Source organism: Vibrio sp. A1-b2, from assembly GCF_021726015.1.
GTDB classification, from domain to species: domain Bacteria; phylum Pseudomonadota; class Gammaproteobacteria; order Enterobacterales; family Vibrionaceae; genus Vibrio; species Vibrio diazotrophicus.
Genome location: NZ_JAKKCI010000002.1, coordinates 317,202 through 331,612 on the forward strand (window position 1 = coordinate 317,202; position 14,411 = coordinate 331,612).

Below are 14,411 nucleotides of genomic sequence, written 5' to 3' on the forward strand. Positions count from 1 at the left end.
ATAAGATATTGTTATTACTTAATAGAGTGTTACATTAGATATAGTTTATGTATGAGTAATCTTACCCATACATAAACTATATTAGCCTTTGCTTGTGAAGCCCAAACCTCATGGATGATGTTTCACGAGTTCTTATAACGATGCTTCAGAGAATAACTTCGATGTACAAGTACCAACGTTTGTTGATTTTATCTGCAAATCTTCCTGTCTTACTGGCAATAAACATAGTGATTGCTTTTACTTTAGTAATGACTGATATGTATGGAACCGTTATAGGACAAGAGAAATTATTTTGGTTAATCTTATTAATTTCAGTTACCGCTTTTAGATATTTTGTTCATTCTTATTTTTCAAATGACAATAAACATAAGCTCGATTTGCACTTTGTTGGTGTCGTGATTGCAGGCCTTACCTGGGCTTTTTACCCATCTCTATTTCACCAGAGTATGTCGACTAAAGAGACTATGCTGTCATTAATTATTTTTTGCGGCATGTCTGGCGGTAGCGTTACCTTGTTGTCCTGTGACCTTCGCTCTGCGATCGCTTATGTTTCACTGACCATTTTCCCATACAGTGTCGTGCTAATTATGTCCGGAGACCCAAGCCTAGAAAGCCTTGGACTTATGGGACTACTCTATGGTGTAGCTCTATGTATAACAGCCGTAAAAAGTTCTCGGATTATATTCTCTCTTATAGACAGTCAGGCAAAAGTAGAAGCAATCGCATCAGATTTAGAAATTGATTCTCACAACAAAGATCAAAAAATATCCATGCTTGAGCAGCGTGACATGTTGACGGGGTTGCTTAACCGAAAGAGTTTCATATCTGCAATAACTCTAATAAAAGCCAAAAACAATCAGCACCGCTCGCTCAATGGATTTGTACATATAGATATAGAAAAACTTCATAATGTTAATCAGAACTATGGTCACCAATACGGTGACCACATTATCACCAAGGTCGGTGAGGTTCTAAAAAACATTGATAAATTTTATGACACTTGCTCAGCCCGATACGGCAATGATGAGTTTACCATCCACATAAAAGTAAACACCGAAGAAGAGATCTTAAAATTTATTGCCACAATAAAAAAACAATTAAGCGTTTACTTTCAACTAGATAACATCCGAGTTAAACCTGATTATTATTTTGGTTACTACATAGGAGATGACAGCATTTCGATCAATCAAGCGATGAGAAATGCTTATCTAGCCGTTACACAGGGAAAGAAAAGCAACACAAGAGTTTGCTGTTACGACACAAAAATTCAAGAAGATCAGCAACGAAATCAATACTTGCGTTATCACTTAAAAGCAGCCATTGGCGCTGAGAACTTTTTCATGAACTTCCAACCTATAGTACGTTGTAGCAATCAAGAAGTTCATTCGTTTGAAGCTCTCGTTCGTTGGGAGCTAGAGAATAAAAACATCTCGCCAGCCGAGTTTATATCAGTAGCAGAAGAACATGGATTGATTATTGAACTAGGACAGTTAATCTTGAAAATGTCTATTGAGGCATTAGCGGATATGAATAAAACACATCCGTCGATTTCTATCTCGATTAATGTGTCTGTAATTCAGTTGGAAGATGATGATTTTATTAACTACTTGCAGTTCATTATGAATAAATATTCGGTTAATCCAGCGAATGTTCATTTAGAAATAACTGAAACTGCAATGATTTCAAATATTACCAAGCTCACTAACCGTATTATTCAGGCCAAAGAAGCCGGAGTAATGATTTCTGTCGATGACTTTGGTACGGGCTTTTCATCCATTGCTGTACTTAGAAACCTGCAGATTGATTATATTAAAATTGATAAGTCCTATATTGATAACATTTGCTCTTGTGACAAAGACAAAAGCATTGTTTCTGCTGTCACAAAAATGGCTCATACAATTGGAACAAATGTTATTGCAGAGGGTATTGAGACGGATGAGCAATTAGCATTAATTGGACAAAGTGGTATAAATTTTTATCAGGGATATTTATTTAGCAAACCTGTCTCATTTAAAGAAGCTGTCCATATATTGGAACAAGAGAAACAGAGAAAAATTAATAAGTAACACTAAAGGCCATTGGATTCGAAGTTAAATATGCGCTGAGTCATGAAGTTTTCATACTAAAAAATAATGTACATGATGAATTTTGAAAGCTCCTGAAAAAGAAAGTTGACGAATTGAATACAATAAAAAGGTTACCGTTTAATACCCGGTAACCTCTAGAGTAGACTAACGTTTCCACTTTGCTAAGCGCTATTTCTTACGTTCTTAACGTCTCATGGTATAGTGAAAATGCTGCCCTTCCGAATTTAGGTTGACCACATCTCGAATGGTTTTATATCCACGTTTAGATATTTCGATCTCATAACCTTCTTCTTTAAAAGGAAGTTTCATCCCGTATCGATATTTAGGTTTGATATTCATTACCCTAATCGTTGCATTCTTCGGAGTGGTGGTAATGTTGAATTCAAACAGCATGTTGCGTGCATAGAATTTGGGGACGGTAAGTTCTTGGGAATGCCCTTCTTTAATCACAACTTTTCCTTTGTAGTACATCAAGTTTGTGTCTGAAGGAGTAACAAATACCGTGTGCTGCCCTACGGGTAAAGAGGCATCACCAAAGAGTCTGATGCTTCGTTGTGTTCCGTATAGTGAGATCCAAGCATTTTTATGTTCTTGCTCAGGCTTATAATTCAATCTGCCTTTATGTGGCTTATTGGTTACAAGCTTGTATTTTTTGGCTTCTTCTAGTTCTTGAAGCTGTTTGAGGCCGGGTAAGCTTGCTATTTGCGACCCGACCTCTCCATAAAACCCTTCTTTCAAAATTTCATAAAGCTTCGACTCAGCTTTAACAGGTAGAGCAGTCATCAATAAAGCAAAGGTTGAGATGAATCTAATCACTGAACACCTCCACTCCAAGGCCTGAAACATACTCACCAAGTTCAGGGAACAGCTCGGTTAACTCATCCAAAATAAATAAAGTCATTTCTGGGTCTACGTCATTGTCGATAATAGAGAAGGCCAAGGCGTCTACCTCATCCTTATATTTTTCATAGATTTTCTGAGTCAATATTGATGCCGCCTCATATTGTGTCTCGGACTTAATCTCATCTCTAAGTGCATCCTCAAGTTCTTTGAGCAGCTTCTTCGTTTCGTCGGCTTTGGCTTTGTACTTGTTGTATTTCGCCTTATCAATTGCAGCGGAAAGATCTTTCTTGGCAGGCTTACCCTGTATCTGTGATACCAGTGATGAGATATTGGTTCGCGCAAGTGCGGTAAAGTATTTTTCGCGAGCATCCATTAAACTCTCCCCCTCAAATGATTTTAAACTTGGGAAAGCGTAATCGGTGATATTAGGATCAGGAATACTTCTTAATTCCCCGCTATCTACAACCTCTCCTTTTATCAATAATTTCCAATGGGCTTTAACGCCAAAGTAAAATGCTGAAATCGGAGTCCTTGAAACTTTCTTACCATTAAACACTTTGGTTAGTTGGCTCTTACTATCCTCAACTCTGTAACCCACAGGGTACGGGGCATCTGAGAGATCTTTGAAGTCATCACTCTCGAGTGAGCATACGTATTGAATATGGAGTACGGCTTGCTGTTTAGTCATAGAATCCGTCAAAGCATCAGATTCTTTAACAGCAAGGTAATCTTCGCCCACCACCAGTCTTGCTAGTGAATCTACTTGGCGATAGGTTTCACGTGAGAATATTTGCAAAGCACTTGTTGGAAATATATATAAATTTTCTCGGGCGGTTCTTAGTACAACATCCATCTTAGTGTCTGTATTTGTTCCGTCCGCTTTTTTCTGTGCATCGCGTTTGGCTAACTCTAATAGTTGCTTTTCAAACTCTTCTGGATAGAGCGCTCCATATTGCATAACCACGGACTCATTCTCACCACGAGTCAGGTGTTCCGCGACTACATGTAAAGTAGATAAACCCGCATCTTTAACCTTCTGTAATCCCGAAAAAATAGCGGGTTCAATACCGCGCGCTTTAATCGCTTTGGTGACTACGGCTAGCTTTTGGGCGCTAATAACATCAAGTCGTTTACGTCTCTCTTCAGACTCGCGCAACAACTTAAAAGAATGAAGTTTTCGTACCTTGTTTGCTTCTGCCCACTCTTCAAACTCAACATAGGACTTCTTTTGGTCTGCCTCCAACGCCTCGGCCCATTTGCCGTCGAGTTTTCGACTTCTGGTAAGCCAGAATGTTAAAAGCAGCAAAATAAGCATTCCTCCAAAATAATTTACCCAAATTAGAGGGTCTTTTACGTAAGGATGCTTTTTACTCAGAACTTTTCTGTCCGAATCATGAACTTTGTAAATATCAGTAAAATTGTAAGTGTAGAACCTTGGAACATGGAGGGCGGGTATCAAACGATTCTCAGAATAACCAAAAAGGACTTGCGTTGAACCATTGTTAATTTTGTAGGCAGCTTCAACATGGATTTGGTTTTGAGGAATGCCAAATCCTTTAATAATTATCCAAATGATACTCATGGTTAATGAGTATCCAAGCAATCTTCGACATTTTATTGTTTTTGTCTTTTCGGGGTTGTCTTTAGTCTTTTGCCTTAAAACTAGCCACACCAAGGCCAATGCTAATAAGATAAGTTTGAGCATGCAACAATCCTATGTCCGTCACTTAAATTTCGCTAAGCTTGCTCCTTTTTCAATGACTTAGCGAACCACATGAAGACACATTTAACATATTTACATTACGTAAAAAAGACTTTTGACTCATTTAACCATTTGATTAACTGATACTTTTAGCTTGATCAAGTTACGAGCGAAAGTACGCTTGTCTCTTCTCTTTGACAGAGTAGTATAGCCACTATCTAAATAACGCTGCAAAAGCTGGCCGCTATCATCTTCATTCAAGCAGGAGATCACAATGTTTGAACCCGTCGAATCTGTCGCTGATGAGTTACAAATAGCTATCTGTATACCTAAATTAGCTTCCCTAGAAAATGGGTATTCTATTGCAACAAATGAACTTACAGAGTCGACTTTATCTCACATCCGGCTTGACGCCCTATTTGTATCTGGTCTTTCTCTTAAACAACATTCTGAATTATCAAAAATTTGTCTGTTGCATCATGTTGAACTTGTTGTGTTCGATAATCCTAAAAAGGATTCAACAGTCATTAGAGACGTTGTTATTAATTTAACTAATAAATTGGCATCGAAAGAAATGCCAAATAATCTGGACTTAGCGGACATCCGAAGTTTGAATCAATCATCAGACTGTCTCTTCGCGTTTAATAGCAAAGAGACAGCAATAGATTTCATGAAATATCAGCAATTAGGCGCTGTGGTTGGTGGTATTTATCTTGCTCATGGGGATGTCGGCTTAGGTGAGTATGAATCGACGAATAACGCATTGCTGCATTACTTATCCGAGAAGGCTATTTTGTGTTCTAGTTTTCTCTCAGTTGGGGTTTCCGATTGCACAATCCTTCTCGGTATAAAAAAGCCCATTCAGAACAAACAATAATCACAACTGAAAAACCATAAATCGCTTAGATTTCATAATCACTGCCTATTTATTGTTGTAACTTTGATCCTAAATATATTCACTAAATCGATAAATATTATACTTCTTCAGAATGTCACCTACGTCATTGCTAGATGAGAAATTATTCCAGCATGATAACTGTTCATGGAGTTGAAAATGTTAATATCGATGCGAACTGTACTTTTATCTGCATTACTAGGGCTTTTAATTGGGTGTGCGACGAATCCATCCGTATCAACAGGTAGTAATCTCAGTCTGTCTGACTTAGCTATTGTTGATAACGGTAAGGCAAAGTTGGTTCTTTACAGAAACTGGCATTTTGTGAATGGTGGTGTGCCATCTGCTTTTTATATCAATGACGAAATGGTGTGCGAGTTCCGCTCAGGTTTATGTTCATTGGAACTTACACCGGGTGAATACAATATTTCTTTTGCATTGCCATCCATTACCATTAAAGAAGGTATTAAACCAAGTGAGAGTACCAGCTCATTCGTAAGCCATATCAAAGCGGTGTTAAAGCCAAACACCTTATATAGTATTTATTCGGATGGTAAAGGTAGCCGAACTAGTGGATTAGTCACAGGTTTATCAAACGACGCTCTTGGTACTGAAGTGTACATGCCTAACGCAACGGCATTCGTACCAATCCTAAGTTATGAATTAGTATTGGAAAGGCAACTCAAAAAAGAAAAGCAGGATGAAATAAACCGCATTGAAGCAGAAAGGCTTGCCAAACTCAAAGAGTTGGAGGCCCAGAAGAAGGCTGAAGAACAAAGACACGAACGACAAAAAATTGAACAAGAAAAACGCATAAAAGCCGAGCAAGCCGCTAAGTTGCAAAAGGAAAAAGAAGAGGCAGAACGCCAAAGACTGGCGAAGATAGAAGCCTCTAAAACGCCTGAACAAAGAGCCCTCGAAAAGGCGTTGATAGAGTGGAAAAGTGATCGAGCAAGTTTGCAAAAAAGCTTGGACGCCGAATATAAAAGCCTCAGGCGTGAATGGAGCAAACGTTGCCAAGATGTGTTAAATGACTTTTTTCAGGCTGACTTGGGCCCAGGAGAGCATATGTGCACTGCCTGCGACCGCTGTGATGACAGTAAAAGCAGTGCCCTTGAACGTTTAACAGAACAAAATGAAAGAAGAATGGCTCAATGGACTCGAGCCAATCCCAAGCCAACCCTTGAATCGGTAGCTATGAGTGCAAATGCAAAAGCGACAAGCGCATCTCCAAGTAACCATCCTTCATCGCTTCGAATAACAAAAATGTATTACAAAGATGCTTACGCAGACACAACCATATCGATTCCCGCAGAGTTCTTTGGTAAATATGTTTTTACAAAAGAAGACACGCCAGGTTTCGATCAAACCTACATATTTAACAAAGACGGTACTGGCTCTTACAAGAGCAATCCAGAGGGTTATTACAAAACAAGAAAAATAACCCAATGGGGTGTTTTAGTTGAAAACAATGAGATCTTTAAAAAGAATGTGACCTATCGTTATTATGAGCAAAGAACGACAAGTGCCATGATTATTGTATTCCTATTGGAAGATGGTGAAGCAGGCACGAACGTGTTCTTTATTAATGATGGCCACCCCTCTGTCTTTGGTCCTTATGGAGCAGTCATACATAAGGTTGAACAGTGAAATATACGGGAGCTGTTTGTGTGTTCTTCCTATTCAAAGGCATAAACGAATAGACTTCCCCAAAGGTTATAGACCTGAGTTCTAGGACTGGTTTCCTTTATCACAAACTGACCCACTTTATCGAGCCAGCGGATATAAAGCTTCTCCATGCGTATTGTTTTCTAGAATAAAAGAAACAAGGCAACAACTTTCACTCAAATGCCCGTTGATGTGCATGTTAAGAAATAAAAAATGCCCCCAGATAACTGAGTTGTTGTCTAATTGAACACAGTCGCTGTCTGAGTCTTTGATTTTTTATAGAAAAATGATGTGCTTAACAAGTCATTCACTTGCAGATTGTAGAGCACGGCTATGCTGCTAGAATTGGAGTAGATAGTTAGCCCCCTTAGGACGGTTTTAATGAATATGACATTTTCATCCAAATTTTTGGGGCTCTTACTATTGAGCCTTGCGGTAAGAGCGGAAGAAGTGAAGATTTACACTTGGGAAGAGTATATATCGCCGGAGTTGATTGATGCGTATCAGAAGGAAACCGGCAACAGTATTGAGCTGGTATTTTTTGAAAACGAACTACTTCGAGATGAGGTTATCAACACCGGGCGTGGTAATATTTATGATTTGATTATCGTTGATAGCATCAATCTCCAGTCGATGTATCGGCTTGGAAAATTTCATTCATTAGCATCACCAGCAATTACTCATCGCGAAAACCTAAACCACCAAGCAACGGTCAGTTGTGGGGAAGGTGGCAATCCTTACATGTGGGGTTCTATGGGTATTGTTTACCGTAATTCGCAAACCGATCGTGCAGTTACCAGTTGGATCGAACTGTTTAATCCACGGAGTGAACATAAAAACAAAATTACAATTCCACTTGATGATATAGACACCATAGCTGCGGCGTTATTGGCTTTGAACTATGACCCTTTTACTAGTGATCAACAGCAACTTAAGGAAGCGTTTGATCTGCTACAAAATGTTAAGCCACATATACTGGCTATGCGTAACACCGCCAGCTATACCCTAGAACATCAGCAGCAATCCGAAGTCAACATGGGGCTTGCCTATTCGGGTGAAGGCTATTTAATCAATGAACAAATGCAAGTTGAAGATTGGAGTTATGTGGTCCCCAAAGAAGGCACTTTGATTTGGCATGAATGCTTTGCCGCCCCCAAAGGACATCCCATTAAACAGGCAACAATTGAGTTTTTGAGCTTTATCAATCGCCCCGATATTTCAGCGATTAATGCTGAGTCTGTTTGGTATGCCACTTCCAACGATGCTGCAATAAAACTAACCAGTGATGAATACCAGCTTGACTCGGAGTTGTTTCCTGACCCAGAGGTGCTAGAGAGAAGTTACTTGTATCGCGAAATAGATGTTGAAGGAATGAAACTACGTAATCGTATGATTAGCGTTCTAAATCAGTGAGCACCGTAAGTGAAATTATCAAAACGTATAAACTTAATCATTCTACCTGTTCTCATTGCGATTTTTACTATTGCGGGTTTCGTGGCTTATTTATCACAAAAATCCATTGTATTGCAGGCCCTTCAAGACAAACTGCAATACCAAACAGGGCAAATCATTGACAACTTGAACACCGAGCTGATTGAGACAGATAGCTTACTTAAGCAATTTTTAAACAGTGTAGAAGTCGCAAACTATTTAACTCAGGAACGATCTAGTTACCAAAGCTACTCTGCAGAAGGCTACCTCACTCGATTTATTAGCAGTGTGAACAAAAGCACGGGAAAATCGATTCAGCTTAGAATTACCAACAGTTCGGGAGAACTGCTGTTTTATTTTGATAGCACAGACCCTTTTTCTGAAGCTGATGAAAGCAGTTTATTAGCGGCACACCTAAATTTTATTGATAGACAATTAAGCTCAGATTATTCATCGATAATAGAAACAACCAGTTACAGTATCGAAAAGATAAAGGGAGATCTTTATCAACTGAACGTGTTTAAAAGCTTCTCACCTGAAAAATCGATTTATGATACAAGTTATTCAAAGGACTCTCGACTATTTACCTCAGTCATGTCATTGCACTTTAATCTAAGTGAACGTTTTTTACCCAATATCCTGGCCAACTTTACGGACCGTTCAAAGCTTGAGCTAAATACCAAATTGAACGTTAGTACCCTGAACCGTCTTGAGGCAATTTCGTATTCCCAACCAGATTCCTTGGCTACATCGGCAGAAAACGGATTGGTCAGAGCCACAATCAAAGTATCTGAAACGTATATCGACACGCTATTGAATCCTTACAAAATAGCGATTTTCAGTTTAGTCATTAACGTTACGTTAGTGTGTTTTTACTTGTTAAGACTCTTAATCCAAAAGCAGATAATTCGGCCAATAGAGCACCTAACTCAACAGGTGGAAAAGGCTATTGATGGCGATGAAAAAGCGTTAAAGAGAGTTCCTCATGATGATGAAGTCTCCTCACTGAATAACAACTACATTAAGTTGTTGGAAGACCTGAATTACCTTGCAAAGAGAGACCCACTAACCGGACTTGCTAACCGCAGCGTATTCAGTGCGGCATTAGTGCGTAATATCCAAGATGCGATGAATAATTCAACATTATGTGCACTATTTTTCATTGACCTCGATAACTTTAAAGAAGTCAATGACACTTATGGCCATTACATGGGTGATCGGCTTCTGGTCGAGTTTTCTCAGCAGCTTAGTCAATGCTTCCGAAAGGAGGACTTAATCGTTCGCCCAAATACGTATAGCGACGTTGCTAGAATTGCTGGCGATGAATTTGCCGTTATCCTACCTCATCCACCTAACATCGACATCATTTCGAAGGTTGCACAACGCATTGTCGATATATGTAAAGACGGACTATGGGTAGATGGGCGACATCTTGAAGTAAATCTGAGTGTGGGAGTAGCGGTCTCACCGAATGATGCTACAGATGCTGATACACTTATGCGGTATGCAGATACAGCTATGTATCAAATAAAGCGAAGTGGCAAAAACGGCTTTCATTTTTATTCTGAATCACTTGAAGAAGAGATCTACTTCCATGCGAGCATTGAACAAGCCATACGCAATGCTTTAAGAGATGATAATTTCTATCTAAATTTTATGCCTATCTACGATAGCCAAACACTCGAAGTTATTGGTATAGAAGCGCTTATTAGAGCTAAAGAAAGTCTGCTAAAAGAAGTCGGGCCAGACCAATTTATTCCTATAGCTGAGTCAACAGGTTTAATTCGTTGTATTGATGAGTGGGTTTTAAACAAATCTCTTGAATGTTTACGCGAATTAATCGATAAGCAGCAATACAGTGGCAAAATGTCGATAAATTTTTCTTCATGGCAGTTGAAAAATGACAACTTTGCTTCAAAAGTCGATGAATTACTGGATTTTCATAAAATCCCTCCACAGCAAGTAGAGTTGGAAATTACTGAAACGTGCTTAATTGCCGATGACAATAAAACTATAGACAGACTTGGAAAACTAAAAGGTCTGGGGATTTCACTATCATTAGATGACTTCGGGACTGGGTATACAGCCTTTTCTCAGCTCCAACACTATCCGGTTGATTGCTTGAAAATAGATCGCTCGTTTATTTACCGTCTATCGGAATCGACAACTAAGCATCGTCCATTAGTTGATATTATTTTGGAATTGGCCTCACTCTATCAACTTACCACGGTAGCTGAAGGGGTAGAGACTGAAGAGCAGTTCCAGTACGTAAAAAGACTAGGGTGTGATCAAGTACAGGGCTACTACTTTTCGAAACCCCTAGGCTGGAAGGAGTTAACGAATTTACTTGATAACCAGAAAAGAAACCGTGGACCTCAAAAAACTGAATCTTGAGATAAGTTTTCCAGTGATTGGAAAACTATCTCGCTACATAACACTTAAAGAAGAAATGACTTATGACTGACTTTCAATATTACTTTCATCAACTGCCTTGTTTTAACTGTAAAAAAACCACAGTAAGTACTGATCTTGGTTGGTTAACAGCTGCGATGAAAGAAGATGTTTTAGCGCAAGTGGCTGCAATCATCGAGCAAGGTGACGTTGAACCAGACCTCTCTGTAAACGTGACATGTACTAAAGACGAAGCTCGTGATTACTTATTGCTGAACTTTTACGGCTACTCTGAAGAAGAGCTGGAGAATCAAGTTGAAGAGGAAGACGAGCAAGAAGTAGCGGATGAAATCGCAGAGCTATCGGAAGAAAATACAGTCGTCTTTGAACACGAAATCGCACTACAAAGTTGTACTGATTGCGACGTTGAATAATCAAAGTCAGCGTAATTTTTACGCTTAAAGACGTAATAAAGGCGTTAGCAGATGCGAATTTGCTAACGCCTTTTTGCTTTCTGCGGGTTTTAATTAAACACGGCTTCTAGCAAGTAATAGGTTCAATTTCCCTTTCGCTGTTTTACTAACAGTTTGCATAAACTCAAAGCTTGGCTTTACGATTCCGGCTTGCTCTAAGTCTTCAACCATTCTAAGCCAGAGGTGGGCTGTCATTTGTGCATCGGCTAAGGCTCGGTGAAAAACGCCGTTGTTTTCGATGTTTTTATAGCGAACAAGCTCGCCAAGTTTGTGTGACGGTGCATCTGGAATCAGTCGTCTTGCCACCAGTAAAGAGCAAGCAAACTCTCCTGAATAACTGCAATTGATTCTCTCAAGTTCTGCGTCTAGAAAACGTTTATCGAACGAAGCGTTATGCGCTATCAGGTTTTCATCAGCAATAAACTCACTAAATGCTGCCATTACTTCGTCGCAGCTTGGAGCTGTGCGCAACATGTTGTTAGTGATACCAGTGTAACTTTCAATAAATGAGCTTACTCTGAAGCCGGGGTTCATGAGTTGCTGAAAACTATCAACTATCTCACCATCCACTAATTTAACCGCACCTATTTCAATGGCGCGGTCACCGAGATTGGGAGAAAGGCCAGTGGTTTCAAAGTCGAGTACCACCACAGAATTGGCTTGAGGCATGAGATTATCCGGCTAAAAAATTTGTACAAGAGTATCTTCGAAAGCGATAGAAAAAGAAAGGCGACGAGTTAGATGCAACAAAAAAGGTTACCGATTGATTAAGCGATAACCTTTCTAGTTGACCTAATTCGATGTGAGTAAGTGTTGTTACTTGGCTAAAAGCTCGTTTCTCACAATCTCTGCACCGGCGCTGAGTGCGCTGAGTTTTTCACGTGCTACCTCACGAGGTAGCGGAGCCATACCGCAGTTTGTACATGGGTAAAGCTTGTCGGCATCAACATATTTCAGTGCTTCACGAATTGTCGCTGCTACTGATTCAGGTGATTCAATGCTGTTGGTTGCTACATCGATAGCACCGACCATCACTTTTTTACCTCGCACCAGTTCTAGTAATTCCATCGGTACATGTGAGTTATGGCACTCTAGAGAGATGATGTCGATATTCGATTTCTGCAGTTTAGGGAACACCTCTTCGTATTGACGCCATTCGCTACCCAGAGTCTTTTTCCAATCTGTATTGGCTTTGATTCCATAGCCATAACAAATGTGCACTGCGGTTTCGCATTTCAGACCTTCGATTGCGCGTTCAAGAGCCTCGATGCCCCAGTCATTAACTTCATCGAAGAAAACGTTGAACGCAGGTTCATCAAACTGGATGATGTCCACACCAGCCGCTTCAAGTTCTTTTGCTTCTTCATTCAGAATTTTAGCGAACTCAAGCGCTAACTCTTTACGAGATTTATAGTGCGCGTCGTACAAGGTATCAACCATAGTCATAGGCCCTGGAAGTGCCCATTTAATCGGCTTGTCTGTCTGTGAACGCAGGAATTTTGCATCTTCAACAAACACGGCTTTTTGTCGTGAAACAGGACCGACAACGCTTGGTACGCTAGCTTCGTAACGGTCACGAATTTTCACTGTCTGGCGGTTTTCAAAATCAACGCCATTTAGGTGTTCAATAAAGGTAGTCACAAAGTGCTGACGAGTCTGCTCGCCGTCACTCACGATGTCTGTGCCTGCGAGCAGCTGCTCCTGTAGTGCTACACGCAGTGCATCATGTTTACCGTCAATCAGCTCTTGTCCTTCTAGCTTCCAAGGAGACCAAAGTACTTCTGGTTGAGCTAGCCAAACAGGTTTAGGCAAGCTGCCTGCCGTCGATGTTGGGAATAATTTTGTCATAATGTTGGCTGTTCTTCTGTCTCGTTAAGGATTACGCGTATTGAGCAGACCATTGCTCAAGAACCGACTGATAAGGTTTGATAAAGACTTCTTCAGCAAACTTACCCTGTTCAATGGCGAGTCGAGTGCGTTCTTCGCGGTCATACACAATGTCTGTTAATGCGTGCTCATTGCTCTTCAAATTCGGTTGATAACGCTCCCCTGCTACTGTGTTGGCAAAGTAGATTTCAGGGCGGTAAATCTTCTGGAATGTTTCCATTGTGCTGATGGTGCTGATCAGTTCCAAATTGGTGTAGTCGTTCAGTAGATCGCCAAAGAAGAAGAATGCGAATGGCGCTACGCTGTTCTTAGGCATGAAATAACGCACTTGTAAGCCCATTTTCTGGAAGTACTGTTCCGTTAATGACGACTCATTCGGCTCGTATTCAACACCAAGAACTGGGTGTTGGTTGTTGGTGCGGTTATACACTTTGCTGTCTGAAACGCTCAAACAAATCACCGGAGGTTTGGCGAAGTTTTGTTGGTAAGCCTCTGATTTGATGAAAGACTTAAAAATGTTGCCATGCAACTCGCCAAAATCTTCTGGTACTGAGAATTGCGATTTGCCTTTGTTGTGGTCCAGTAAACGAACGCTAAAGTCGTAATCACGCACATAAGACGAAAAGTTGTTACCGACTATGCCTTCAATACGTTGGTTCGTCTTGCGATCAACAACATAAGTCTTTAACACTTCAATAGATGGAATAGCTTCGTCTGCATTTTCCATTTTGATATCCGCAGAGATGATTTCCAGCTCTACCGAGTAACGATCGCCCGTTGGGTTATCCCAACACGCGAGTTCATTAAAACGGCGGTCAATCATGTTTAATGCGTTGCGTAAGTTCTGCTGACGGTTTTCACCGCGCGCTAAGTTCGCAAAGTTAGTTGTGATACGTGTTTTGTCTGATGGACGATAATTCTCATCAAGACAGGTCTTTTTAATTGTGAACGTAAATTTCTGAGTCATGAGCGTTATCTTCAATGTGCTTAAGATGAAAACAAAATCATCTTTCGTAAAATCCATGACTTAGTTA

Annotated in this window: 11 protein-coding genes; 6 read left to right on the top strand and 5 right to left on the bottom strand. The window is 40.1% G+C overall.

What is annotated here, in order from left to right:
- Positions 1 to 161 precede the first annotated feature (161 nt).
- Positions 162 to 2,066: a GGDEF domain-containing phosphodiesterase gene (locus L3V23_RS06255; RefSeq protein ID WP_237292049.1), complete on the top strand. Its 1,905-nt coding sequence runs from the start codon at positions 162 to 164 to the stop codon at positions 2,064 to 2,066.
- 204 nt (positions 2,067 to 2,270) lie between these two features.
- Here the strand turns inward: L3V23_RS06255 and L3V23_RS06260 are convergent, their stop codons facing one another.
- Together L3V23_RS06260 and L3V23_RS06265 are read right to left on the bottom strand one after the other, a co-directional pair.
- A complete protein-coding gene (locus tag L3V23_RS06260; protein ID WP_042481313.1) occupies positions 2,271 to 2,903 on the bottom strand; it encodes a hypothetical protein in 633 nt (210 codons plus the stop codon).
- Positions 2,896 to 4,635, bottom strand: coding sequence for a hypothetical protein (locus tag L3V23_RS06265; RefSeq protein WP_042481315.1), 1,740 nt, complete (start codon positions 4,633 to 4,635; stop codon positions 2,896 to 2,898). Before L3V23_RS06265 ends, L3V23_RS06260 begins: the two co-directional genes overlap by 8 nt.
- A gap of 271 nt (positions 4,636 to 4,906) precedes the next feature.
- Here L3V23_RS06265 and L3V23_RS06270 point away from each other — a divergent pair, with 271 nt between their 5' ends.
- From L3V23_RS06270 to L3V23_RS06290, 5 genes are all read left to right on the top strand, one after another.
- The gene (locus L3V23_RS06270) at positions 4,907 to 5,509 is read left to right on the top strand and encodes a hypothetical protein (protein ID WP_102965769.1); all 603 of its coding nucleotides are present in this window, start codon (positions 4,907 to 4,909) and stop codon (positions 5,507 to 5,509) included.
- A 177-nt stretch (positions 5,510 to 5,686) separates the two neighbouring features.
- A complete protein-coding gene (locus tag L3V23_RS06275) occupies positions 5,687 to 7,177 on the top strand; it encodes a cell envelope integrity protein TolA (protein ID WP_102965768.1) in 1,491 nt (496 codons plus the stop codon).
- 399 nt (positions 7,178 to 7,576) lie between these two features.
- A complete protein-coding gene (locus L3V23_RS06280) occupies positions 7,577 to 8,608 on the top strand; it encodes a spermidine/putrescine ABC transporter substrate-binding protein (protein ID WP_102965767.1) in 1,032 nt (343 codons plus the stop codon).
- 9 nt (positions 8,609 to 8,617) lie between these two features.
- Positions 8,618 to 11,020, top strand: a complete 2,403-nt coding sequence (locus tag L3V23_RS06285) for a GGDEF domain-containing phosphodiesterase (RefSeq protein WP_102965766.1) — start codon at positions 8,618 to 8,620, stop codon at positions 11,018 to 11,020.
- 62 nt (positions 11,021 to 11,082) lie between these two features.
- A complete protein-coding gene (locus L3V23_RS06290; protein ID WP_042481327.1) occupies positions 11,083 to 11,451 on the top strand; it encodes a hypothetical protein in 369 nt (122 codons plus the stop codon).
- A 93-nt stretch (positions 11,452 to 11,544) separates the two neighbouring features.
- Here the strand turns inward: L3V23_RS06290 and L3V23_RS06295 are convergent, their stop codons facing one another.
- The 3 genes from L3V23_RS06295 to L3V23_RS06305 form a co-directional block, all read right to left on the bottom strand.
- Positions 11,545 to 12,159, bottom strand: a complete 615-nt coding sequence (locus L3V23_RS06295) for a 3'-5' exonuclease (RefSeq protein WP_102965765.1) — start codon at positions 12,157 to 12,159, stop codon at positions 11,545 to 11,547.
- 147 nt (positions 12,160 to 12,306) lie between these two features.
- Complete coding sequence (locus L3V23_RS06300) at positions 12,307 to 13,338, bottom strand: methionine synthase (protein WP_102965764.1); 1,032 nt, start codon at positions 13,336 to 13,338, stop codon at positions 12,307 to 12,309.
- A gap of 31 nt (positions 13,339 to 13,369) precedes the next feature.
- Positions 13,370 to 14,344: a DUF1852 domain-containing protein gene (locus L3V23_RS06305; RefSeq protein ID WP_102965763.1), complete on the bottom strand. Its 975-nt coding sequence runs from the start codon at positions 14,342 to 14,344 to the stop codon at positions 13,370 to 13,372.
- Positions 14,345 to 14,411 lie beyond the last annotated feature (67 nt).